22 protein-coding genes and 1 riboswitch are annotated in these 24,776 nt (G+C 61.8%); of the genes, 5 read left to right on the forward strand and 17 right to left on the reverse strand.

What is annotated here, in order from left to right:
• Window positions 1-166: 166 nt before the first annotated feature.
• Window positions 167-1,171 (reverse strand): low-specificity L-threonine aldolase, encoded by a 1,005-nt coding sequence (gene ltaE, locus ACQKQA_RS23770; RefSeq protein WP_427563166.1) that lies wholly within the window; start codon window positions 1,169-1,171, stop codon window positions 167-169.
• 214 nt (window positions 1,172-1,385) lie between these two features.
• Window positions 1,386-1,557: riboswitch (FMN riboswitch) on the forward strand.
• A 122-nt stretch (window positions 1,558-1,679) separates the two neighbouring features.
• On the opposite strand from ltaE, the gene ACQKQA_RS23775 reads away from it, so the two are divergent.
• Window positions 1,680-2,186, forward strand: coding sequence for a 6,7-dimethyl-8-ribityllumazine synthase (locus tag ACQKQA_RS23775; RefSeq protein ID WP_427563168.1), 507 nt, complete (start codon window positions 1,680-1,682; stop codon window positions 2,184-2,186).
• A gap of 82 nt (window positions 2,187-2,268) precedes the next feature.
• On the opposite strand, the gene astE is transcribed toward ACQKQA_RS23775, so the two are convergent.
• The 14 genes from astE to acs form a co-directional block, all read right to left on the reverse strand.
• On the reverse strand, window positions 2,269-3,279 hold the full coding sequence (astE, locus tag ACQKQA_RS23780; protein ID WP_427563169.1) for a succinylglutamate desuccinylase: 1,011 nt from the start codon (window positions 3,277-3,279) through the stop codon (window positions 2,269-2,271).
• 13 nt (window positions 3,280-3,292) lie between these two features.
• Entirely contained in the window at window positions 3,293-3,580 is a 288-nt protein-coding gene (locus ACQKQA_RS23785) for a hypothetical protein (protein WP_044464525.1), read from the reverse strand.
• A 63-nt stretch (window positions 3,581-3,643) separates the two neighbouring features.
• Window positions 3,644-4,990: an N-succinylarginine dihydrolase gene (gene astB, locus ACQKQA_RS23790; protein ID WP_427563172.1), complete on the reverse strand. Its 1,347-nt coding sequence runs from the start codon at window positions 4,988-4,990 to the stop codon at window positions 3,644-3,646.
• Between the two features lie 114 nt (window positions 4,991-5,104).
• Complete coding sequence (astD, locus tag ACQKQA_RS23795; RefSeq protein ID WP_427563202.1) at window positions 5,105-6,574, reverse strand: succinylglutamate-semialdehyde dehydrogenase; 1,470 nt, start codon at window positions 6,572-6,574, stop codon at window positions 5,105-5,107.
• The gene (astA, locus tag ACQKQA_RS23800) at window positions 6,571-7,596 is read right to left on the reverse strand and encodes an arginine N-succinyltransferase (RefSeq protein WP_427563174.1); all 1,026 of its coding nucleotides are present in this window, start codon (window positions 7,594-7,596) and stop codon (window positions 6,571-6,573) included. The genes astD and astA overlap by 4 nt, the downstream gene beginning before the upstream one ends.
• Before the next feature lie 96 nt (window positions 7,597-7,692).
• Complete coding sequence (gene aruF / locus ACQKQA_RS23805) at window positions 7,693-8,712, reverse strand: arginine/ornithine succinyltransferase subunit alpha (protein ID WP_427563176.1); 1,020 nt, start codon at window positions 8,710-8,712, stop codon at window positions 7,693-7,695.
• A gap of 134 nt (window positions 8,713-8,846) precedes the next feature.
• Window positions 8,847-10,067 carry an aspartate aminotransferase family protein gene (locus tag ACQKQA_RS23810; RefSeq protein WP_427563178.1) on the reverse strand — a complete coding sequence of 407 codons (1,221 nt, stop codon included), beginning with the start codon at window positions 10,065-10,067 and terminating at the stop codon, window positions 8,847-8,849.
• Between the two features lie 327 nt (window positions 10,068-10,394).
• Window positions 10,395-11,375, reverse strand: coding sequence for a transcriptional regulator ArgR (gene argR, locus ACQKQA_RS23815; protein ID WP_427563179.1), 981 nt, complete (start codon window positions 11,373-11,375; stop codon window positions 10,395-10,397).
• Between the two features lie 113 nt (window positions 11,376-11,488).
• Window positions 11,489-12,253: an ABC transporter ATP-binding protein gene (locus tag ACQKQA_RS23820; RefSeq protein WP_185701481.1), complete on the reverse strand. Its 765-nt coding sequence runs from the start codon at window positions 12,251-12,253 to the stop codon at window positions 11,489-11,491.
• Between the two features lie 23 nt (window positions 12,254-12,276).
• Window positions 12,277-13,389 (reverse strand): succinylglutamate desuccinylase/aspartoacylase family protein, encoded by a 1,113-nt coding sequence (locus tag ACQKQA_RS23825; RefSeq protein WP_427563182.1) that lies wholly within the window; start codon window positions 13,387-13,389, stop codon window positions 12,277-12,279.
• Between the two features lies 1 nt (window position 13,390).
• Entirely contained in the window at window positions 13,391-14,089 is a 699-nt protein-coding gene (locus tag ACQKQA_RS23830; protein ID WP_427563184.1) for an ABC transporter permease, read from the reverse strand.
• Entirely contained in the window at window positions 14,086-14,775 is a 690-nt protein-coding gene (locus ACQKQA_RS23835; RefSeq protein WP_427563186.1) for an ABC transporter permease, read from the reverse strand. Before ACQKQA_RS23835 ends, ACQKQA_RS23830 begins: the two co-directional genes overlap by 4 nt.
• 91 nt (window positions 14,776-14,866) lie before the next feature.
• Complete coding sequence (locus ACQKQA_RS23840) at window positions 14,867-15,643, reverse strand: ABC transporter substrate-binding protein (protein ID WP_427563188.1); 777 nt, start codon at window positions 15,641-15,643, stop codon at window positions 14,867-14,869.
• A gap of 652 nt (window positions 15,644-16,295) precedes the next feature.
• Complete coding sequence (gene acs / locus ACQKQA_RS23845) at window positions 16,296-18,251, reverse strand: acetate--CoA ligase (RefSeq protein WP_427563190.1); 1,956 nt, start codon at window positions 18,249-18,251, stop codon at window positions 16,296-16,298.
• Between the two features lie 412 nt (window positions 18,252-18,663).
• Here acs and ACQKQA_RS23850 point away from each other — a divergent pair, with 412 nt between their 5' ends.
• Entirely contained in the window at window positions 18,664-18,927 is a 264-nt protein-coding gene (locus tag ACQKQA_RS23850) for a DUF2790 domain-containing protein (RefSeq protein WP_427563192.1), read from the forward strand.
• Window positions 18,928-19,658: 731 nt separating this feature from the next.
• A complete protein-coding gene (locus ACQKQA_RS23855; RefSeq protein WP_427563194.1) occupies window positions 19,659-20,906 on the forward strand; it encodes a ribonucleotide-diphosphate reductase subunit beta in 1,248 nt (415 codons plus the stop codon).
• Window positions 20,907-21,060: 154 nt separating this feature from the next.
• Here ACQKQA_RS23855 and ACQKQA_RS23860 read toward each other — a convergent pair whose 3' ends face one another.
• Complete coding sequence (locus ACQKQA_RS23860) at window positions 21,061-21,774, reverse strand: acid phosphatase (RefSeq protein WP_427563196.1); 714 nt, start codon at window positions 21,772-21,774, stop codon at window positions 21,061-21,063.
• Window positions 21,775-22,168: 394 nt separating this feature from the next.
• The gene (locus ACQKQA_RS23865; protein ID WP_427563198.1) at window positions 22,169-22,747 is read right to left on the reverse strand and encodes a hypothetical protein; all 579 of its coding nucleotides are present in this window, start codon (window positions 22,745-22,747) and stop codon (window positions 22,169-22,171) included.
• Window positions 22,748-22,887: 140 nt separating this feature from the next.
• On the opposite strand from ACQKQA_RS23865, the gene ACQKQA_RS23870 reads away from it, so the two are divergent.
• Window positions 22,888-23,871 carry a hypothetical protein gene (locus ACQKQA_RS23870; protein WP_427563199.1) on the forward strand — a complete coding sequence of 328 codons (984 nt, stop codon included), beginning with the start codon at window positions 22,888-22,890 and terminating at the stop codon, window positions 23,869-23,871.
• A 285-nt stretch (window positions 23,872-24,156) separates the two neighbouring features.
• Window positions 24,157-24,776: type VI secretion system tip protein TssI/VgrG (tssI, locus tag ACQKQA_RS23875; protein WP_427563201.1), on the forward strand; the 620-nt coding region annotated here is incomplete at its 3' end.

Raw genomic sequence — 24,776 nt, forward strand, 5'->3', positions numbered from 1 at the left:
CTCGGTGTGGCCGATGTCCGTCGACAGGCGCAGGCGCTCGCCACGGAAATCCAGGCCCAGCACGGCCATCTCACGGTCGACGGCAAAGGGCCGCATTATATCGGCCCTGAGCTTGGGGTACAGCGTGTTTATACGATAGAGACGGTCAATTGGACGGCTAACACCGTCAGTTGCGGGAAAAATCGATAAAAGTCCTGACGACTTGCTCGATTTGCGCACGATTGACGTCCATATGGGTGACCATACGCAAGCGCGACGCAGCGCTCAGCCTGACCCCGCGCTCGCCGGCAAAGGCCTTGAGCGCCTCGGCCCGCTCGCCGATGGCGACATAGACCATGTTGGTCTGCACCGGCTCGACCTCATAACCCGCGTTACGCAAGCCGTCGGCCAGCAGTTGGGCATTGGCATGGTCGTCGGCCAGGCGGGCGACATGATGATCGAGGGCATACAACCCCGCCGCCGCCAGGATCCCGGCCTGGCGCATACCGCCGCCGACCATCTTGCGCAAGCGACGGGCCTTGCCGATCAGCTCCGCCGAACCGCACAACACCGAGCCCACCGGTGCGCCCAAGCCCTTGGACAGGCACACCGACACCGAATCGAAATGTTGGGTAATCTGCCGCGCATCGACGCCCAGCTTGACCGCCGCGTTGTACAACCGCGCGCCATCCAGGTGCAGGGCCAGGCCATGTTCCCGAGTGAAGGCCCGGGCCTGCGCCAGATAGTTCAGGGGCAACACCTTGCCCTGCATGGTGTTTTCCAGTGCCAGCAGGCGGGTGCGGGCAAAGTGGAAATCATCCGGTTTGATCGCCGCGGCCACCTGGGCCAGGTCCAGCGATCCGTCGGCCTGGACTTCCAGGGGTTGCGGCTGGATCGAACCCAGCACCGCCGCGCCGCCGCCCTCGTATTTATAGGTATGCGCCTGCTGACCGACGATGTATTCGTCGCCGCGCCCGCAGTGCGCCATCAAGCCCAACAGATTGCTCATGGTGCCCGTTGGCACGAACAGCGCCTCGGCAAAGCCCAGACGCTGAGCCAATTCGGCCTCCAGGCGGTTGACCGTCGGGTCTTCGCCGTAGACATCGTCGCCGGTGGCCGCTGTGGCCATGGCCTCCAGCATGCCCGCCGTGGGTTGGGTAACGGTGTCACTACGAAGATCGATAGCGTTCATGAATCTGGCCTCGGCAATGGGACGTGAACGTCGCTGCTGGTAAGAGAATTCCTTTCGAACCGAATTACTACGGGGGCAACCGCGATTTATCAAGGCCTGCGCGGCAAAAGCCCTTCGATGGCGCGGGAAAAATCGATATTAATCATCCAAAAGCCGCAATGCAGAGCGGAAAAATATGTGCTAAAAACTCACCGCCGCCGCAAAAGCCCGGTGGCAACGTTCTCAGGGCGGGGTGTAATTCCCCACCGGCGGTAATTGCGCGCAACGCGCATAGCCCGCGAGCGCTTGGCGACAGGAACCGCTTCGGCGGCGAATGGCGGCAAGGTCAGCAGACCCGGTGTGATTCCGGGGCCGACGGTCATAGTCCGGATGAAGAGAGAACGGGATTGGCGCCAAAGGGCCGTCCGCAGGCAGCTGCACGACAAGCTCGTGCGGTAGGTCTGTACGTACCCTTAAATCCCTTTCGATTCATATGCCCTGTTTTTCACACAAACAGGAGTCAGAACAGATGCAACCCACCGCAATCGACAGCAAAAGCAAACCCCATCACGGCGAACGCGTGGCGTTTATCCAGGCCTGCTGGCACAAGGAAATCGTCGACCAGAGTCGCAAAGGTTTCGTCGGCGAAATGCTCGCCCAGGGTTATCAGGAAAGTGATATCGACTTCTTCGAAGTCGGTGGCGCCTTCGAAATTCCACTACACGCCAAGCTGCTGGCCAAGTCCGGCCGTTATGCCGGCATCGTCGCCGCGGGCCTGGTGGTGGACGGCGGTATCTACCGTCACGAGTTCGTCGCCCAGTCGGTGATCAGCGGCCTGATGCAGGTCCAGCTGGAAACTGAAGTGCCGGTGTTCTCGGTGGTCCTGACCCCGCATCACTTCCACGCCGGCGAAGAACACCAGAAGTTCTTCTTCGAGCATTTCGTGCACAAAGGCCAGGAAGCGGCGAAGACCTGCGCCGACACCCTGCACAAGACCCGCGCCCTGCGTCGGCCTGAGCAGCGGGTAGCGGTGTAAGCGGCAGACGCTGAAGCCATCGCGAGCCAGCTTGCGATGGCTTTTGTAGCCGCTGCCGCAGGCTGCGGCTACACATGACGTGTCAGGCCAGGCCGTCGGCCGTGGTCGGCACGATCAGGATCCCGGCACGCAGGCCGTTCTTCACCTTGGGGTTGGGGAAAATGATTCGTGCACCCTCCTCCTCGACTATCCAGCGGGTCTGGGCGATGTCGTCGGCCAGCAGGTAACCCACCTCCAGTTCGGAGAAGTTCTCGATGTCCGCCGGCAGATGCAGGTGGAAGGTGTCGCTGTGCTTGATGATTTCTCGGGCGACGCTGAACAGTTGCAAACCGTCCAACCCGTCTTGCGCCATCGGCGGCTCGCAGCCTTCGATGATCTGCTTCAGGCGGGTTTCCAGGCGCTCGACGTTCACTCCCTGGTTCTGCCCGAACGGCCGGGCCTTGCCCAGCTCGAGGGTGAAAGACTCGGCGTCCAGCTTGTCGTAGGTATAAGAGCTGAACACGATGGACGGCTTGTTCTGCAGCAGCACCGCCTCCATGCCCGCCGCCCGCAGGCGCGCCAGCTCCCGGCGTGAATGCTGACGCCCCTCTTTCCAGGGATACAGGGCGAACTGCTCGATCTTCGAACCACGGATCGCGGTATGCAGGTCGTAATGCAGGCGCGTGCGGTCCGGCACGCTGAAGAAGCTCGCCGCCAGGCGCTCCAGCTCACAGGCGCGCAAGGCCTCGGTGCCGCTGCTTTGTTCGTGACGGCCGTTGAACAGCCGGTTGATGTCCTGCTCGATGAAACGCTCGCCGCGGCGCATGGCCTCGGGGTTGCCGAACAGGAACAGAATACGGGCGCACGGCTTGAGGTCGCCGCGGGCGATGTCGTGCAACAGACGGTCGAGCAATTCGATCGGAGCCGTCTCGTTGCCGTGGATGCCGGCCGACAACAGCAGGTCCATGCCATTGTCTCGCGCCTGGGGCGGGCGGACTTCCAGCGCCCCTTCGCTCAGCCAGCGCATCCGCACGCCGTCGACAGTCAGTTGAGTCTTCTCCGCCGGTTCGCGACCGGCGAGGGTCAGTTCAAGCAGTTTGCCGAGGGCGAGCATAAAACGTTATTCCTTAATGGTCGTGCTGGCAGTCGGGGCCGTGCACGTGATCGTCGTCGCCGGCGTCGGCCGGTTCCATTTCCAGTTGCAGACTTACCAGATTAGTCGCCAATGGGCGCAGCAGCAGGTTGGCGTACTCCTCGTCGCCTTCCTCGACGTCCACGCCGATCAGCAGCTGGCCGCGGCCGTCCTGCTGGATCCACACTTCCTTGCCTTGCCACATCACGGCAAAGCGGGTGCAGGAGGTTTCCAGCTGAGTGCCGTCTTTGTCTTCAAGGATCAGCTGCAGGGTATCGCTCATTTATTACGCTCTCATCTGGAGATAAAGCGGCGCGCCTGGATCGGCAGATCCAGGCGCGGGCTTTCAATTGATCTGGAATGGATAAACCGCGCCCAGTTTAAGGATTTGCGTCAGTTCATCCAATGCCGTCCGGCACTCAAGCAGCAATTGCGGGTCCGCCAGGTCGCTTTCGCTCAGGCGGTCGCGGTAGTGCTTTTCGACCCATTGGGTCAGCGTGTCGTACAACGGCGCGGTCATGATAACCCCTGGGTTGACCGCCGCCAGTTCGGTTTGGTTGAGCGCGACCCGTAGCCGCAGGCACGCCGGGCCACCGCCGTTCTGCATGCTCTGCTTGAGGTCGAAGACCTTCACCTCGCGGATCAGGCCGCCGGAGCTGGTCAGGCTTTGCAGGTACTGCCAGACGCGCTCGTTGGCGCGGCATTCTTCCGGCACGATCAGCAGCATCGAACCATCGCCACGGGACAGCAGCTGGCTGTTGAACAGGTAGGAACGCACCGCGTCTTCCACCGTGACCTGCGCGCGCGGCACACAGACCGCCTGGAAGTTGCCGCCGCGCTTGGCCAGCTTGGCCTGCAGCTCGGCGAGCATCTTGTCGGTCTCGAGGAACGCATCCTCGTGGTAGAACAGCACCTCGCCGTTGCCCACCGCGATCACGTCGTTGTGGAACACGCCCTGGTCGATCACCGACGGGTTCTGCTGGGCATACACCACGCCGTCGTCGCTCAGGCCGTGCAGTCGGGCAACGGCCTGGGAGGCTTCCAGGGTCTGGCGCGCCGGGTACTTCTGCGGAGCCGGGTAGCGGGTATCGAAAGCGCTGCGGCCGAAGACGAAGAACTCGACACCGGCCTGGCCGTAGTCACGGCAGAAACGGGTGTGGTTGGCCGCGCCTTCGTCGCCGAACTGCGCCACCGCCGGCAGCGCCGCGTGATGGGCGAAGTGCTTCTGGTCGGCGAACATCGCCCCCAGCACCCGGCTGGTGGTCGGGTGCTCGATGCTGCGGTGATATTTGCAGTTCAGGTTGGCGGCGGTGAAATGCACGCGACCGTCGGCGGTGTCGGCGCTCGGGCTGACCGTGGCGGCGTTGGCCACCCACATGCTCGACGCCGAGCAACTGGCAACCAGCAGCGGCATCGCCTCCTTGGCGGCACGCTCGATGACCTGGGCATCGCTACCGGCAAAACCCAGCCGGCGCAGAGCGGCCACGTCCGGGCGCTCCTGGGGGGCCAGCACGCCTTGCTGGAAACCCATTTCCATCAGCGCCTTCATTTTCGCCAGGCCCTGCAGCGCCGCTTCCTTGGGGTTGGAAGCCTGCTGGCTGTTGCTCTGGGACGCGACGTTGCCGTAGGACAGGCCGCCGTAGTTATGGGTAGGCCCCACTAGACCGTCGAAATTGACTTCATAGGATTTCATCAGCGAGGCTCCACGAAAATCTGTTGTTATAAATTCGGTTCGACCGCTGCGCGGTCATCGCGAGCAGGCTCGCTCCTACCTGGGAGCGAGCCTGCCCGAGACGCCAACGGCGTCTTACGAAAGCTTCACACCCGGGGTCAGCGCGCTCGGCAAGGCCAGGCTCGCGGTCTCCAGGGACGCCACCGGGTACGCGCAGTAATCCGCCGCGTAATAGGCACTGGCGCGATGGTTGCCGGAGGCGCCCACGCCACCGAACGGCGCGCTGCTCGCGGCACCGGTCAACTGCTTGTTCCAGTTGACGATGCCGGCCCGGCTTTCCAGCCAGAACTGCTGATAACGCGCTTCGGAATCCGACAGCAGGCCGGCCGCCAGACCGTACTGGGTGTCGTTGGCCTCGGCGATCGCCCCATCGAAATCGGCGTAGCGAATCACTTGCAGCAACGGGCCGAACAGTTCTTCGTCCGGGCGCTCGGCCACCGCGCTCACATCGAGAATGCCCGGGGTCAGCAGCGCGGCCTGGGCCTGCGGCTGGGTCATCGGCAACAGCGCCACAGCGCCCTTGGCCAGCAGGCTTTCCTGGGCCTGCATCAGAGCCTGGGCCGCGCCCAGGGAAATCACCGAACCCATGAACGGCGCCGGCTGCTGGTCGAACGCGCCGACCTCGATGCTCGAACTGACCGCCACCAGGCGCTCCAGCAACCGGTCGCCCCAGGCGCCTTGCGGCACCAGCAGACGGCGGGCGCAGGTGCAGCGCTGGCCGGCGGAAATGAAGGCCGACTGGATGATGGTGTAGACCGCCGCGTCCAGGTCCGCGACCTGATCCACCACCAGCGGGTTGTTGCCGCCCATTTCCAGGGCGAGGATCTTGTCCGGACGACCGGCGAACTGCTGGTGCAGATGATTGCCGGTGCGACTGGAGCCGGTGAAGAACAGGCCGTCGATCCCCGGATTGGCGGCCAGGGCGATACCGGTTTCCCGCGCACCTTGCAGCAGGTTCAGGACACCCGCCGGCAGGCCGGCTTCGATCCAGCACTTGACGGTCAGCTCGGCGACTTTCGGGGTCAGCTCGCTGGGCTTGAACAGCACGCTGTTGCCCGCCAGCAAAGCCGGCACGATGTGACCATTGGGCAGGTGGCCCGGGAAGTTGTAGGGGCCGAACACCGCCACCACGCCGTGGGGCTTGTGGCGCAGCACCGCGGTGGCGTCGCCCAGCGGGCCGCTCTTCTCGCCGGTACGCTCACGGTAGCTCTGCACCGAAATCGCGATCTTGTTGACCATGCTGGTCACCTCGGTCGCGGCTTCCCACAGTGGCTTGCCGGTTTCTTCGCCGATGCAGCGCGCCAGTTCGTCGGCGTGGCTTTTCAGGCTGGCAGCAAAGGCTTCCAGCACGGCGATACGCTCGTCCAGCGAACGCTTGGCCCAGCTCGGGAATGCCTGGCGCGCGGCCTGCACGGCACTTTCAACCTGGGCGGCGGTGGCGCCGTTGCCCGACCACAACACCTGCTGGGTCACCGGATTCAAGGACGCGAAGGCTTCGCCCTGGCCTGGCAGCCACTGGCCTGCGATGTAAAGCGTGTTCATTATTTCGACTCCCGGGGGGCAGACAGCGCAACGGCACGGACCTGATCGCCCGCATTGAGTTGCAGGCGTTTGGCGGTCAGCGCATCGACCACCAGGGTGCCTGAGGCAAAGCGCGCAGGAGCGGCCGTGATGCGGCAGTCCTCGCGCTTGCGGTTGTGAATCAGGAAAGGCGTGGCGTCGTCGCCCGGCGTGCCGATAGCCAGCACCAGCGCCTGACTGTCACGCACCGCGCGGATCTTGCTGGTTTCGCACTCCACTGCCGGGCCGGCGTCGAAGATGTCGACGTAGCCCTGGTAGCTGAACCCCTCGCTCTTGAGCATGGCCAACGCCGGCTCGGTATCGGTGTGCACCTTGCCGATCACGTTGCGCGCGTCCTCGGAGAGGAAGCAGGTGTACAGCGGAAACTTCGGCATCAGCTCGGCGATGAACGCCTTGTTGCCCACGCCGGTCAGGTAGTCGGCCTGGCTGAATTCCATCTTGAAGAAGTGCCGGCCCAGGCTTTCCCAGAACGGCGAGCGCCCGGCGGTGTCGGACATGCCGCGCATCTCGGCGATGATCTTGTTGCCGAACAGCTGCGGGAACTCGGCAATGAACAGCATGCGCGCCTTGGCCAGCATGCGGCCGTTGAGACCGGTGCGGTAATCGGCGTGCAGGAACAACGAGCACAGCTCGGAGTTGCCGGTCAGGTCGTTGGCCAGGAACAGGGTCGGAATCTCGCGGTAGATGTTCAGCTCCTGGGAGGCGCTGACTGTCAGGCCGACCCGGAAGTTATACCAGGGCTCACGCAGACCGACGGCGCCGGCGATCGCGGAAATCCCCACCACGCGACCGTTGTCGTCCTCGAGCACGAACAGGTAGTCCGCATCGCCCCGCTCGGCTTCGCCGCGGAAGGTCTTTTCCGCCCAGCCCACACGATGGGTCAGGCGCTCTTCGTTGGCCGGCAAGGTGGTGAGACCGGTGCCGGTGCTGCGGGCCAGGTCGATCAGAGCGGGTAAGTCGCTGCTGCGTACGGGACGAACGATCATGCTATCTCCTCAGACGAAGGCCGCTGACGGCCCCCGCGAAACTCGCTGCTTTCCAGGATTCTTTCCAGCCACTTTCTACTGGCAGGGCGGCAGCCGTTAGACCGCTACCAGGCGCACGCTGGCGCCTTCGCCGACACCCAGGGCTTCGGCCGCCTGCAGATCCAGGGTCACCGGTTTGCCTGGCGCGTAATCCAGCTCCAGCATCACCGCGCGGTAATCCTGCAACTGCGCATTGGCGACCAGGTACTGGCGTCCACCGCCCTTGGCGACCTCGCCGATCCTCACCGGCACCACACGGCTCTGGGCGATCGAACGGATCCCCGAAACCCGGGCGTGCAGGGTCGGGCCGCCGTCGAAGATGTCGATGTAGTGATCGGTCTCGAAGCCTTCGCGCATCAGGATGTCGAAGGTGATCTGCGCCCGCGGGTGGACCTGGCCCATGGCTTCCTGCGCGGCGTCCGGCAGCAGCGGCACATAGATCGGGTAATGGGGCATCAGCTCGGCGAGGAAGGTGCGGCTTTTCAGCCCGCACAGACGCTCGGCGGCGGCGTAATTGAGGTCGAAGAAGTTGCGGCCGATGGCGTCCCAGAACGGCGAGTCGCCATTCTCATCGCTGTAGCCGACGATCTCGGTGACCACTGAGTCGGCAAAGCGCTCCGGATGGTTGGCGACGAACAGCAGGCGCCCGCGGGAGTTGAGTTCCGACCACGGCGAGCCCACCAGTTCCGGGACCACGTAGAAGCTGGTCAGCAAGCTATTGCCAGTCAGGTCGTGGCACTGGGAAAGCACATGGATCTTGTTGTGGATCTTCAGCTCGCGGGAAGCGTGCACGAAGGTTTCGTTACGGAAGCTGTAGAACGGCTCGGAGTAACCGGCCGAGGCGACGATGGCCGAGCAACCGACCAGCTTGCCGGCTTCGGTGTCCTCGAGGACGAAGAAGTAGCTCTCCTCGCCGTTGAAGCTCACTTCGGCGGCGAACGAGGCCTCGCTGGCGGCAATCTTGTCGCTCAGGCGTTCCACGTCATCCGGCAAGGAAGTGACACCAATCGGGCTGTCCGCAGCCAGACGCTGTACCTCGCCCAGATCAGCCATTTGCGCGGGGCGCATCACCAGCATGGTGTCACTCCTTACTCAGAACAGGCCGGCCACAGGGCCGACTCAGGGAAAAAAATGCCGGGACAGCCCGGCACGGAAAATGGGGCTCGACGCTCACCGCAACAGATGAGCGCCGAGGAATACCGTCGCCCGGATCAGGCTTGGGTCAGCTTGGCTACCGCGCGCTCGAAGCGCTGCAGGCCTTCGTCGATGTCCGCGTCTTCGACCACCAGGCTCGGGGCGAAACGCACCACGTCCGGACCGGCCTGCAGGATCATCAGGTTTTCTTTTTCAGCGGCGTTGAACACGTCCTTGGCCTTGCCTTTCCAGGCATCGCTGAGCACGCAACCGAGCAGCAGGCCCAGGCCACGCACTTCGGTGAACAGGCCGTACTTCTCGCCGATCTGCAGCAGGCGGGTCTTGAACCGATCGTGCTTGGTCTTCACGCTGTTCAGCACCTCTGGGGTGTTGATCACGTCGATCACCGCGCCGGCGACCGCACAGGCCAGCGGGTTGCCGCCGTAGGTGGTGCCGTGGGTACCGACCACCAGGTGCTTGGCCAGTGCTTCGGTGGTCAGCATCGCCGCGATCGGGAAACCGCCGCCCAGGCTCTTGGCGCTGGTCAGGATGTCCGGGGTCACGCCGTAGTGCATATAGGTGAACAGCTCGCCGCTGCGGCCCATGCCGGTCTGTACTTCGTCGAACACCAGCAGTGCGTTGTGCTCGTTGCACAGCTCGCGGGCACCTTGCAGGTAAGTCCGCTCGGCCGGCAATACGCCGCCTTCGCCCTGGACCGGTTCCAGTACCACCGCGCAGGTCTTGTCCGAAATCGCCGCTTTCAATGCAGCCAGATCGTTGTAAGGAACGTGGGTGATGCCGGTGATTTTAGGACCGAAGCCGTCGGAGTACTTCGACTGGCCACCGACGTTCACGGTGAACAGGGTGCGGCCGTGGAAGCTGTTGAGGGCGGCGATGATTTCGTATTTTTCCTCGCCGAAACGGTCGAATGCGACGCGACGGGCCAGCTTGAAGGCGGCCTCGTTGGCTTCGGCACCGGAGTTACAGAAGAACGCGCGCTCGGCGAAGGTGGCGTCCACCAGCTTGTGCGCCAGGCGCAGGGCCGGCTCGTTGGTGAAGACGTTGGATACGTGCCACAGCTTGCCGGCCTGTTCGGTCAGTGCCGCGACCAGCGCCGGGTGGGCATGGCCCAATACGTTGACCGCGATCCCGCCGGCAAAGTCGATCAGTTCTCGGCCCGACTGATCCCAGACTCGGGAGCCCGCGCCACGCACAGGAATGAAAGCCGCAGGCGCATAGTTGGGAACCATAACCTGATCGAAATCGGCGCGTTGCACCGGAGTTTGCTCAACGGACATCGGAGTCTCCTGAAGAGGAACGCCTGCCTGAAACTGGCGAGCGATGGGGGGATTGTAAGGACAGTTTTCTGCCCGGCCTTGTCGCCAAGCGACAACTTCTTATAGCGCCAACCCCGGTTTTACGTGGGTTTACGGCAATGCGACAAATAGCGTCGCAAAGGCGCAGTTTAAACTGCCGAGGGCCTTAACGGCAGGATTGTCCAACGATTTGCGCAGCAGATTACGGCCCATCGCGAGCCAGCTTCGCCCTACAGGAGAACGCACTCTCTTTGCAGGAACGAAGCTAGCTCGCGATGGAAATCTGACAGGCAAAACGAAAGAAGCGAATCAACCGCGCTCGGAAGGCACCGAGGACAGTTCGAAGGGGCTGCTGCTGCGCCGCTGGTTGCGGTCTTCCCGCGGCGTGGCGCCGAAGAAGTTGCGGTAGGCGCTGGAGAAATGCGGCCCCGAGGAGAAGCCGCAGGACAGGCCGATCTGGATGATCGACTTGCTGGTCTGCATCAGCATCTGCCGGGCCTTGTTCAGGCGCAGCTCCAGGTAGTACTGGCTCGGCACCCGATTGAGGTATTGCTTGAAGATCCGCTCCAGCTGCCGCCGCGAGACGCACACATGCTGGGCGATTTCGTCGGTGGTCAGCGGCTCTTCGATATTGGCCTCCATCAGCAGCACTGCCTGGGTGAGCTTCGGATGACTGGAACCCAAACGGTTCTGCAGCGGAATGCGTTGACGCTCGCCACCTTCGCGAATGCGCTCGACCACCAGTTCTTCCGAAACCGCGCCGGCCAGCTCCGCACCGTGGTCACGCGCCAGCACCGCCAGCAGCAGGTCCAGCACCGACATCCCGCCGCACGCTGTCAGGCGATCGCGATCCCAGTCGAACAGATGGCTGGTGGCGATGACCTTGGGGAAGCGCTCGGCGAAATCGTCCTGCCAGCGCCAGTGCACCGCCGCCCGGTAACCGTCGAGAAAACCCAACTGCGCCAGGGGATAGACGCCGGCGGACAAACCACCGATCACACACCCGGCACGCACCAGTTGCTTGAGCGCGCTGCTCAGGGCCGGCGCCAAGGCGGCGGGAGGCTCGTCGGCCAGCAGGAACAGTTTCTGGCAGCCCTCGAGCTTGCCCGACCAAGGCTCGCCCGGCAGTTGCCAGGCGCCCTCGGCCGGCGCTTCGGCCTGCAGGAAGGCCAGCTCGTAGACCACTTCCGGATGCACGCGCTGAGCGACACGCAAGGCCTCCTCGGCCAGCGCCAGCGTCAAGGCTTTAGTGCTGGGCCAAATCAGGAAACCAATTCGATGGGCAGTCATGGCGAGCAATCCGAAACGAAAACAGGGTGAGAGGCGAAGGCGGCCGCAACCAAATTAGACCATCTGGCGCGCGGTGCGCAGCATGACCTAATTTGGTGCGTTACGGGAGTGATTTACTTCAAGCTACCCGAGAGGAATTGTTGCAAACGTTCAGACTGCGGATTGACCAGCACTTCCCGCGGGTTGCCGCTCTCTTCCACCAGGCCCTTGTGCAGGAACACCAGCTGGTTCGAGACTTCGCGGGCAAAGCCCATTTCGTGGGTCACCACCACCATGGTCCGGCCTTCCTGGGCCAGGGACTGCATCACTTTCAGTACGTCACCCACCAGCTCGGGGTCGAGCGCCGAAGTCGGTTCGTCGAACAGCATCACCTCAGGCTCCATGGCCAGCGCCCGGGCGATCGCCACGCGCTGCTGCTCGCCACCGGACATATGGCCCGGGTAGGCATCCTTGCGATGCGCCACGCCAACCTTGGCCAGGTAGTGCTCGGCCTTTTCCCGGGCTTCAGCCTTGGGTACGCCCAGCACATGCACCGGCGCTTCCATGATGTTTTCGATGGCGGTCATGTGCGACCACAGGTTGAAGTGCTGGAACACCATCGACAGGCGCGAGCGCATGCGCTGCAACTGCTTGGGATCGGCCGCCTTCAGCGCGCCATCCTTGTTCGCCACCAGCTTCAACTCTTCGTTGTTCAGCAGGATCTTGCCGGCGTGCGGCTGCTCCAGCAGGTTGATGCAACGCAGGAAGGTGGATTTGCCGGAGCCACTGGAGCCGATGATGCTGATCACATCGCCGGCCGCGGCCTTCAGGGACACGCCCTTGAGCACTTCGTGACTGCCGTAGCGTTTATGCAGGTCTTGGACTTCAAGTTTGTACATGCTGTCGATTCTCACAAAAGCAGTCAGTCGTTGAGCAAGCGCCCGTGCCGCAGCGCTTCGCGCCCCGCCACCTTGGCCAGCCAGAAACCGGGTTGGGCGTACCGCAGCCGCTCAAGGGCGAACAACACGCCGCTGGTGCCGGCACACAGGGTGCTGACCCGATCGGATAAGGGATCAATCACTTCAAAAATCGGCTCGCCCTTCTCCACCCAGCTACCGGCCGGACGCAGAAAACTCACCACGCCGGGATGCGGCGCAAACAACAATTCGGTTCCTTCGAAAGGCATGGCCTCGCACGCTTCATGCTGCGGCGCCGGCCACTCACCGGCGATCAGCCCTTGCTCGGCGAGGAACGCCAGGATGCCTTCGGCATAGGCCTCGGCTTGCAGACGACCGGTGTCGGCCTGGCCACCCAGCTCGAGGGTGGTCGCCAGGCAGGCCAGCGGAATCTGCGCCTGGGGGAACTGGCGCGACAGGCGCAACCAGGGCAACGAGCAGGCCTCGTCGAACGAGCTGCCGCCGGAATCTTCCGCCAGCAGGCCGACCCGCACATTCAAATGGGCCGCCAGGGAACGCCACTGCGGCCAGTGCTGCGGCAAGGCATACATATGCAGCGCCGCTTCCGCATCGCAGTGCAGGTCCAGTACCACGTCCGCCGTGCAAGCGTGACCCAGGAGGATGCGCTGCATGCCCTGCAACTGACTGGATGGCGCCGGCAGCTCGGCCAGCACATCGCTCATGGCCTGGCGGATCACCCGAATATTGGCGTGCGGGTCATCCCCCAGGCAGCCTTCCAGGCGAGCCGCGACCGGTGCGCTCAGCTCGACGAAATCACGGTTGAAGTTCTTGCCGCTACCGGCCTGGAACCGCCCCTGATGATTGCCCTGCAACAGCTGGCCCAGGCCCATCGGATTGGCCACCGGCACCAGCTCGATCACGCCATTCAGCGCACCCTGGGCTTCCAGCTCCGCCAGGCGCTTTTTCAGCTCCCAGGCGGTGCGCATCCCCGGCAACTCGTCGGCGTGCAGGCTGGCCTGGATATAGGCCTTGCGCTCTCCGCTGCCGAACCGGAACACCGAGATCTGTCGCTCGCTGCCCAGGTGGCTCCACGGCAAGGCGTGGTCGATGCGTTCCATATCAGTGCTTCCGCGGCGCCAGGTAGCGCAGCCAGCGGCCTTCGGCCAGCTTGAACAGGCGCACCAGGATAAAGGTCAGGCACAGGTAGAACAGGCCGGCGGTGATGTAGGCCTCGAACGGCAGGTAGTACTGCGCGTTGACCGTACGGGCCGCGCCGGTAATGTCGATCAGGGTCACGATGGAGGCCAGACTGGTGGTCTGCAGCATCATGATCACTTCGTTGCTGTACTGCGGCAGCGCGCGGCGCAGGGCCGACGGCAGCAGGATGCGGGCATACATCTTGTAGCGCGACATGCCCATGGCCTTGGCCGCCTCGATCTCGCCGTTCGGCGTGGCCTTGAGGCTACCGGCGATGATTTCGGCGGTGTAGGCGCTGGTGTTGATGGCGAACGCCAGGCAGGCACAGAAGGACGCGCTGGACAGCCACGGCCAGAGGAAGCTCTGGCGCACCACATCGAACTGCGCCAGACCGTAGTAGATCAGGAACAGCTGCACCAGCATCGGCGTGCCGCGGATCACATAGGTGTAGAGCCAGGCGGTGAGGTTGACGATCGGCTGCTTGGAGACCCGCATCAACCCCAGGGGCAATGCCACCAGCAGACCGAAGAACAGCGACAGGGCCAACAGCTTCAGGGTGGTCAGCAGGCCACTGAAATACAGCGGCAGAGCCTCGTAGATGACGTTGTAGTCGAAGATCATAGATCGGCCGCCCTTACGCCTACCGAGTAGCGCTTCTCAAGGTGACGCAATGCCAGCAACGAGACACTGGTGATCACCAGGTACATCGCCGCCACCGCAAGGAAGAAGGTGAAAGGCTCGCGGGTGGCGTCTGCCGCCTGCTTGGCCTTGAACATCATGTCTTGCAGGCCCACCACCGAAATCAGCGCGGTGGCCTTGGTCAGCACCAGCCAGTTATTGGTAAAGCCCGGAATCGCCAGACGGATCATCTGCGGCACCAGCACCCGGAAAAACACCTGAAAACTGCTCATGCCATAGGCCATGCCAGCCTCCGCCTGCCCCTTGGGGATCGCCATGAAGGCGCCACGGAAGGTTTCCGACAAGTAGGCACCAAAGATGAAACCCAGGGTGCCGATACCGGCGGCCAGCGGGTTCAGGTCGATGTAGTCGTCATAGCCGAGCAGCGGTGCAACGCGGTTGAGCAGGTCCTGGCCGCCGTAGAAGATCAGCAGGATCAGCACCAGGTCGGGAACCCCGCGGATCACCGTGGAATACAGGTCGCCCAGCCAGGCCAGCCAGCGCACCGGCGAAAGCCGCAGCGCGACCCCGATCAGACCCAGAACGATGGCCAGGGCCATGGACGACAAGGCAAGCTGAAGCGTCAGCCAAGCGCCGTCGAGGATGACAGCCCCGTAGCCTTTCAACATGATTCAGGTCCTCGAAAATTGGGATGAAAAAATGGCGCAAACTTCAGAGATTCTGCTGCTTGCGCCATCTCGGACTTGCTGATTCGACGATTTACTGGCCGTAAATATCGAAATCGAAGTACTTGTCCTGGATTTGCTTGTACTTGCCGTTCGCGCGAATGGCGGCGATCGCCGCGGTGATCTGGTCTTTCAGCGCATCACCCTTGCGTACGGCGATACCGATACCGTCACCGAAGTACTTGGCGTCGGTGAACGCCGGACCGACGAATGCGAAGCCTTTGCCGGAATCGGTCTTCAGGAAACCGTCACTCAACAGGGTAGCGTCCGCCACGGTGCCATCGAGGCGACCGGCCGCCACGTCCAGGTAGATTTCGTTCTGCGAGCCATAAGGCTTGATCTCGGCACCCAGCGGCGCCAGCACCTCACGGGCGAAGCGCTCATGGATAGAACCGCGCTGCACGCCGATGTTCTTGCCCTTGAGCTCGGCCAGGTTTTCGCTGATCTGGGTGCCGGCCTTCATGACCAGGCGCGCCGGGGTGTTGTAGTACTTGCCAGTGAAGTCCACGGACTTCTTGCGGTCGTCGGTGATCGACATGGACGACAGGATCGCATCGATCTTGCGCACCTTGAGCGCCGGGATCAGACCGTCGAACTCCTGCTCGACCCACACGCACTTGACCTTCATTTCTTCGCACAGCGCGTTGCCGATGTCGTAGTCGAAACCGACGATGCTGCCATCCGGAGCCTTGGAGGCGAACGGAGGGTAAGCCGCTTCGATACCAATTTTCAGAGGCTTTTCATCGGCGAACGCCGGCAGGGCGAGTACGGAGGACAGTGCCAGGGCGCCAAGAAGCACGAGTTTCTTCATCTTAGGACTCCATCGGTAAAGGGCGAAAACGGCAGAGTGAGCGATAGCCCAATATGCGAATGGGTGGAACCTGATAGCGGTGCTGCGTCCTTGAAGCCCCGGCGACGAACCCCAGACGGGTTCTCCGGCAGGCAACGACGAGCGAGTGATCGGCATTCTAACGACAGGCCCGAAGCCGATATTTCCTCAATGCGACAACAAATTACAGAAGCACCGAGAAACCAGGCCGAGCACATTGACAGCTCTTCAGAATTATGCAAGAGCAAAAGACGGTGAACCAATCTACGTTGCAAATTGCGGGCCTATTATTCGCAAAGCCTTCTATTCCGGCAAGCGCAGCGTTATGACTTATTTTTTACAGGCCCTGCAAAGCCCTCAAAACGGGGCCTGGCGTTTCCCATTGCCCCGAAAGCGGGCAGCAGGTTACACCGTCGGTAACATTCAGATACGCCTGATGGACAGGCCGATATTTATTCGATCAAAGCCCCTCCCCCTGTAGCCGCTATCGCAGGCTGCGACCAGCCCCAGGAGACCCGCTTTTGAGGACCCTGAAGGCCCTTATCGTAGCCATCGACAGCGGCTACAAAAGCCCCCACGAAAAAGCCCCGCCCGGCACAGGGCCGGGCGGGGCTTTGCTTGACGCAGGACGGTCTTAAGCGACGTTCATGGTCTTGTGGGTATCGACCAGGTGCTGCACCACACTCGGGTCCGCCAGGGTGGAGATATCCCCCAGGCTGTCGTATTCCGCCGTGGCGATCTTGCGCAGGATACGGCGCATGATCTTCCCGGAGCGGGTCTTCGGCAGCCCCGGCGCCCACTGGATGACGTCCGGCGAGGCGATCGGACCGATTTCCTTGCGCACCCAGTTCTTCAGTTCCAGGCGCAGCGCCTCGTTTGGCTCCTCGCCACCATTGAGGGTGACGTAGACATAGATGCCCTGCCCCTTGATGTCATGAGGCACGCCAACCACTGCGGCTTCGGCGACTTTCGGGTGCGCGACCATCGCGCTCTCGATCTCGGCGGTACCCATGCGGTGACCGGACACGTTGAGCACGTCGTCCACCCGCCCGGTGATCCACCAGTAGCCGTCTTCGTCGCGACGGGCACCGTCACCGGTGAAGTACATGCCGCGGAAGGTCTTGAAGTAGGTATCGACGAAACGATCGTGGTCGCCGTACAGGGTGCGCGCCTGGCCCGGCCACGAATCGAGGATCACCAGGTTGCCTTCGGCGGCGCCCTCGATGATGTTGCCCAGGTTGTCCACCAGCGCCGGCACCACGCCGAAGAACGGACGTGCCGCCGAGCCCGGCTTGAGGGCATGCGCCCCCGGCAGCGGGCTCATCAGGGTCGCGCCAGTTTCGGTCTGCCACCAGGTATCGACGATCGGGCAACGGGATTGACCGACGTTCTTGTAGTACCAGTCCCAGGCTTCCGGGTTGATCGGCTCGCCCACCGAACCCAGCAGGCGCAGGCTGCTGCCATCGGCGCCTTCGCAGGCAGCGGTGCCGGACGCCATCATGGCGCGGATCGCGGTCGGCGCGGTGTAGAGGATATTGACCTTGTGCTTGTCGACAATCTTCGCCACGCGGGTCACGTCCGGGTAGTTCGGCACCCCCTCGAACAGCACGGTAGTCGCGCCATTGGCCAGCGGACCGTAGACGATATAAGTGTGGCCGGTGACCCAGCCGACGTCGGCGGTGCACCAGTAGATTTCCCCCGGACGGTAATCGAACACGCGCTCGTGGGTCAGGGCCGCATACAGCAGGTAACCGCCGGTGGTGTGCTGCACGCCCTTCGGCTTGCCGGTGGAGCCGGAGGTATAAAGGATGAACAGCGCTTCCTCGGCGCCCATTTCCTTTGGCGCACAGACGGTACCGGCCACCTTCATCAGGTCTTCGTACCAGATGTCGCGATGCTGGTTCCACTTGATGTCGCCCGAAGTGCGCTTGCACACGATGACCTTCTGGATGCTGCTGGTTTCCGGGTTGGTCAGCGCGTCGTCGACATTGGCCTTGAGCGGAATCTTCTTGCCCGCGCGGATGCCTTCGTCGGCGGTGATCACCACCTTGGAGCGGCAGTCGATGATCCGCCCGGCCAGCGCTTCCGGCGAGAAGCCGCCGAACACCACCGAGTGAATCGCGCCGATCCGGGTACAGGCCAGCATGGCGACCACGGCTTCGGGAATCATCGGCATATAGATAGTCACCACGTCGCCGCGGTGCACGTCCTGGCCACGCAGGGCGTTGGCGAACTTGCAGACCTGCTCGTGCAGCTCGCGGTAAGTGATGTGACGGCTTTCGGAAGGATCGTCGCCTTCCCAGATGATCGCGGTCTGATCGCCGCGCTCGGCCAGATGGCGATCCAGGCAGTTGTAGGAGACGTTGAGGGTGCCGTCGGCAAACCATTTGATATCGACATGGTGGTCGTCGAAGGAAGTCTGCTTCACCGTGGTGAAAGGCTTGATCCAGTCGAGGCGCTTGGCCTGCTCGCGCCAGAAGCCGTCCGGGTTGACGACCGACTGCTGGTACATGGCCTTGTAGGTCGCCTCGTCAGTCAACGTATTGGCCGCAACCTCGGGACGAACGGGATACAGAGAAGCCGCACTCATCTTTCTTACCTCGGTGACATAGTTGTTGTTGTATGACCCCGTTGTAGCCGGGGCGGCCTTATAGAACCATTCGACGATGGTAGTAACAAGCCCCCGCCCACTTTCGAAAAAGAGCCTTGTCCCCGTCTACTACGGCACTTGCAGCAGTTTGCGCAGCATTTGAAAAGTCGCTGCCGGGCCACCGAAGACCGCTTTTACCGGGATTGTTACAAAAACCGTCAACAGTGTTTATCAAAAGCACGCCTGTATGAGGCACACCCGGGCGCCTAAAATCGACCTCGCCAACAAGGCAACGCGATTAACCAAGTTGCAGCCCCCACGAAGGCAGTTAATCCAAAACTTTTACTCAAGTTCCACACGCAGCCCCACAAAGGCTGCGTGAACCCACACGACCCTGGAAAGGTGGAATCAAATGAAAGCTCTATTAGTTCTGGCCCTCAGCAGTCTTTGCGCTACAGCAATGGCCGATGAGATCCCGACTGATGTTGCAAGCCAGCAACCCCCGGTAGAGGAATACTCTTACTCGTCCCACCTGGATATCGCCAAAGTTATATCCATGAGCGAAGTTCCGAATGTATGCGAAGTTGTACCAGCGCGTATGGAATATGAAGACTCCAAAGGCCAGCGGCATATTCTTCAATACCGCGTAATGGGTAACGGTTGCTCTAACGGTTAATAACCAAGTTCATTGCACAGACATCGATGACTGCCGGCCGCAAGAAATCCCTCTTGCGGCAAAGATGCCCGCACAGCCAGAGGCATCGCCCCACGACGTGCGACCACGGCAATCGCACGCATTCTTTCCCTGGATGCGCATCACCGCCCACGGCACCGATGCCCCGGCTTGAAGGTTGCCACCCATGACTCGGACTGATGGCGATTCACCCCCTCCCCAAGGGTGCTTCAGAGGTGATTTCAACGGCCGGAATCGAGGCATTCGAGTTGTGTTAAAACCCTGAAAATAGCTTTCAAAAACACAACATCTAGTAAAATTGGTTGTTTTTTGACCGTCTTCAGTATTTTTTTTCGAGACCGAAAAAAAATCTTCAGCGGCCAAAGCCTTGTAAACCCGCACTCTGCCTTCGGTCCTCGCCCTTCTCGGGCCCGCCTGCGCCCATCAGTCGCCCCACGCCCCTGAAAATATCCTTATAATGCGTCCACAAAACGGGCCTGCAACATTCCCTTACCGAATGAAAACGACCTGCTGAATCGCGCGCCGAAGCCGACACCTTCAGCTCAGCCCGACAGCAGCCTCGAAGCACCCGCACACGAATTTCGGTTTATTGCCTGCGTCACTGCTGCAACAAACGATTTCTTTTGATTTAACGCGGCTGGTAGCGCCGTGTGAAAAGCCAACCCTTTTGTTTTCACACGGGCATCTGGCCCTCAAGCAGGAGACGACACGTCATGCTGAGCTGGGACGAATTCGACAAAGAAGAAAGCGAAGCCACGGTCAAGGGCACCAACGCCGGCCAGGCTTCCGAAGCCACCATGGACCGCCTCGACAGCGCCGGTGGTGCCGCCGCTCTCGAAGCCCGTGCCGTGACCACCGCCGACTCGGCCGCTGTGATCCGCGCCAAGGCCGCCCTGGACGAACTGGACATCGCTGAAGGCATGGCCGAGCTGGAAGGTTCTTCCGCCCGCGTCGCCGTCGATGAAAAGCGCATGATCAACTGCCGCGCCGACCTCAACCAGCTGGTGCCATTCAAATACGACTGGGCCTGGCAGAAGTACCTGGACGGCTGCGCCAACCACTGGATGCCGCAAGAGGTCAACATGACCGCGGATATCGCCCTGTGGAAGAGCCCCGAAGGCCTGACCGACGACGAGCGTCGCATCGTCATGCGCAACCTGGGCTTCTTCTCCACCGCCGACTCCCTGGTCGCCAACAACCTGGCCCTGGCCGTATACCGCCTGATCACCAACCCCGAGTGCCGCCAGTACATCCTGCGCCAGGCCTTCGAGGAAGCGATCCACACCCACGCCTACCAGTACTGCATCGAGTCGCTGGGCATGGATGAAGGCGAAATCTTCAACATGTACCACGAGATCCCGTCGGTCGCGAAGAAAGCCGCCTGGGGCCTGCGCTACACCCGTGCGATCTCCGATCCGGAGTTCAACACCGGCACCGTCGAGACCGACAAGGAACTGCTGCGCAACCTGATCGCCTACTACTGCGTCCTGGAAGGCATCTTCTTCTACTGCGGCTTCACCCAGATCCTGTCCATGGGCCGCCGCAACAAAATGACCGGTGTCGCCGAGCAGTTCCAGTACATCCTGCGCGACGAATCCATGCACCTGAACTTCGGTATCGACGTGATCAACCAGATCAAGATCGAAAACCCGCACCTGTGGGATGCCGAGATGAAGGAAGAAGCAACCCAGATGATCCTCCAGGGCACCCAACTGGAAATCGAATACGCGCGTGACACCATGCCGCGCGGCGTACTGGGCATGAACGCCGCGATGATGGAGGACTACCTCAAGTTCATCGCCAACCGTCGCCTGTCGCAGATCGGCCTGAAAGAAGAATACCCAGGCACCACCAACCCGTTCCCATGGATGAGCGAGATCATGGACTTGAAGAAAGAGAAGAACTTCTTCGAGACCCGCGTGATCGAGTATCAGACTGGCGGCGCGCTGAGCTGGGATTGATTCCGGGTTCAAGCCCTGTGCCGGTTCCGAGCTGAACCGGCACGACGAAAGATCAAAAAAAGCCCTGACTCGTTCAGGGCTTTTTTGTGGGCGCTCCAGCATGGCTTTGCCTCAGGCTACTTCCTGCAACCCTCCCGCCAACAGTAGCGCCTGTTCAATTGGCAAAGGCCAAGGCGCCACGAATCTCCTTCTTCACCGCCTCGAAATCCGCCGCCGCTCGCGGATCGTCCAGCAGCCTCGCCACCAGCACCGCGGCGCTTATCTTTCCGCCCTCCAGGTCGCTGGGAAAATGCACGCCGGCAATGACCCGGCTGTCGGCGTTGATCTGGGCGCGGCCAAACAACTCGCTGCGCTTCTCCGGCAGCGCCATGCCCAGCAAGGTGGCGTTGAGGTAGCCGTTCATCGAATGGCCGCTGGGGTAGGAGTCGCCCTCCGGCGGTGGCAATACCGGTTTCACCAGCGGCGAGGCTTCATAGGGGCGCGCACGACCATAGCTGTGCTTGGCCGGCATCAGGAATTGCACCAGGTCCTCCTGGGCACGCCGGAAGAAGGCGCGGGTCAGGGGCAGCCGTTCGATGCTGAAGGCGGCACCGAGGGACTCCCGGGCGAAGTGGAACACGCTGTCCTCCCATTCATCATCCTGGCGGACCTGGTTCACCTGGGCACTGCTGCGCGCCGCCTGGGCTGCCAGCACAGCTTGCAGATCGCTTTGCTGCAGCGACGAATCGCTGGCGGGTGGCGGTGGCAGGTAGTCGGCCAGGCGGAACTGGTTCGCCGCCAGATAAGGAGCAGCCGCCTGCTCCGCCAGGACGCTCCCCGCAGCGGACAGGGCCAGAACAAACAACAATGAACGCGCCAAAACAGGCATATAAAGGTCCTCGTTATTGTGAGGGGAACAGCCGTCTGGCAGGTTCCCACCGGACCTTCATGCATGAGGCCGGCGCCTTCTTATCGGCCATTTCCCCGGGGCGTACTTGTCTCTCCTTGCCAAGGGTGTGACGTTCTCTGCCAGGGCGGCTCCATCTAGCTAAGCTTCTGTTTTTGCAAGCTTTAGCGCGTAAGACTCTCCTCTAAAGGGTGAGAGTTTTGTTAGCTAACTCGGTAGGAAATTTCGTCGATAAACCCGCCGGAAAACAGGACGGGAATATCGGGCGCGGCCTTTGTAAATGCCCTGAATGCTGTTGCCGCGACAGGGGGGGGACGACTGCGGGCTAGTGTATTTTTCGCGAGTAAACTCGCCTTACAGGAGAGCGATGAACAGGTTACGGCTTGTTCTGTTCGAGCGGGCGCCAGTCGAAATGCTGCCGCTCGCCAACACCGTTGAAGTCGACACGATAGGTGTGTTGCTTGCCGCCGAGATCGCAGACGCCAATCAGGTCGTGGTTGTGCTGTTCACGAGGCGGAGGGAGCTGGATGCGAACGGTACCCTGGCAGTTTTCGTAGTTGCACGGCGCGCTATTGCGATACAGCAGGTAATCGCCGCTGTCGTCACGCTCGACCCAGCGCCCATCGATGAAGCGCGCCTGGTCGGGTGGAATGCTGGCGGTGGCCATCTTGCGTTTACTGTTGCACAGGATGATCCCGACCATGGCCACAGCCATGAGGACATAGGCCAGGATCTTCGATTCCACGTTGAAGTAGGAAAGGATGCCCAGCGCATCGGCCAGGATCGACATGGCCGAAAGCGCCAGCACGGGCAGCGACAGGAAGAACGCCACCGCGCCCTTGATGGCACTGCCCCGGCTCACCCGTTCGACACTCCTGGGGTCGATGACGAACTGGATGCTGGTGCGTTCGGGCGCCTGGTTCTGGGCGATGTTGATGTGGTTACCGTCAGACATGAACCTGACCCCTTTCCGGTTATGGATGCATCGCTACCTACAAGATTATGCCGAGATAGACGCCCATGCCTGAAAAGATCAGTGCGCTCCCCGCCCCCACCCGCTATTAATAGCCTTCTTCACTCAAGGACCCGAGCCCCATGAAATTCGACAACGCCTACTGCATCAGCCTCGACGACAAGCTGTCGATCTATGACGTGCGCGATCTGAATTTCGACGAGACCCTGGCCTTCGATTCAGCCAAGGAACAGTTCCAGTGCCCCAACGATGCCTGTCGCGCCGCCTTCGCCCCGGACAATCAGTTGGGCACGTTCAATGCCAAGAACGTCAATTACATCCGCACCCCGCACTTCAAGAACCTGCCCGGCACCCGGCACCTCGAGGGCTGCCCTTATGCCAGCAGCAAGACCCTGACAACCGGGGTGGAAGGCCTGGAGGCCGAGGCTGATCGGGAAGAACACTTCCCCTCGGAACTGCTGCTGACCCGCCGTGAATACCTACGCAAACCCGCCAGCCCAGCCACGGATGGCGACACACCACGGGTGGCTGCGCCTGCCCCCTCCTCCAGCCCGCGACCGCCTCGCTCGAGCCAGGAGAGTACACCGGACAAGACCAGCGTCTTCGCCCATCCGGTGGAGTGTTTCGTGTCCAATATCGACGACAAGGACCTGCTCAAGCGCATGCCGTTGAAGATCGGCGAGCACACCGCGTCCTACGCTTCGTTCTTCAAGAGGATCGAATACCTGCTGGACAACAAAGGGTTGATCTACTGGGGCAAGATCCGGGAAATCAAGGACTACACCCAGAGCTTTCGCATCGACTTCGAGCAGAAGGTCTGGTTCAAGCAAGCGGACGAGGCGAAAAAAAAGCCCTACTCGGTCAATGTCTACCTGAGCAAAAAGCTGATCGAGAACTACCGCAAGCGCAAAGCCTTCCTCGCCGAGATCAAGCATGCCATCGACAGTGAGCAGGATCTGTACTGCTTCTTTTATGGCGTGACGCCGGAGCTCAAGCAGGTGCCGAGCAAGAAACACCCCGAGCAGACCTTCGGTGTGTTCAGCGCCAATATCGAGAATCTCGACCACTTCATTATTCGTGAAGCGCCAGGGTTGGCGATGGACTAGCCTGTCTTTGCCAACTCGCCTCGTTTTCAGTCAAAACGGTCAGAGAATAATGGCTCTTTAATGGCCATTTTTGAGCGTTCCAGCCTGAAAACCCGAGAAACAAACTGAAACAAAATTACCCATCCCTTACCCAGCGGGCCATTGAGGACCAGTGCGCAACTTCTTGCGCAATCCAGACGCGTTAGATTCCGCATCGTATTGATCCCCTTGGCCGCCTATTGCCCACGCAACTGCCGGAACAGAGGCGTCGACTCATGGAAGAACACTCATTTCAAGGAGCGATTCATGTTCAATCCTGCTGATCAGACATCTTTCAGCCTGACCGTCGACGACTTCCAGGGTGATTTGCAGGTGCTGTCGTTCGAGGGCATCGAAGGCATCAGCCAGCCGTTCCGTTTCGACCTGGAGCTGGTCAGCGAGAACCCCGACCTGGACCTGGAAACCCTGCTGCACAAGCAGGCGTTCCTCGCCTTCGACCCGCAGGGCTCGGGCATCCACGGCCAGATCTACCGCGTGGCCCAGGGCGATGCCGGCAAGCGCCTGACCCGCTACAAGGTGTCGCTGGTGCCGCAGTTGGCTTACCTGGAACACCGCACCAACCAGCGCATCTACCAGCAGCTGTCGGCGCCGAAGATCATCGCTTTGATCCTCGAAGAGCACGGCATCCAGGGCAACGCCTACCGCTTCCAGCTCGGCACGCCGTGCCCGGAGCGCGACTACTGCGTGCAGTACGACGAGACCGACCTGCACTTCATCCAGCGCCTGTGCGAAGAGGAAGGCCTGCACTACCACTTCCAGCACAGCGAGAAAGGCCACCTGCTGGTGTTCGGCGACGACCAGACCGTATTCCCCAAGCTCGGCCAGCCCACGGCCTATATCCAGGGCAGCGGCATGGTCGCCGACGA

This window comes from Pseudomonas sp. NPDC089530 (assembly GCF_050280705.1).
Lineage (GTDB): Bacteria > Pseudomonadota > Gammaproteobacteria > Pseudomonadales > Pseudomonadaceae > Aquipseudomonas.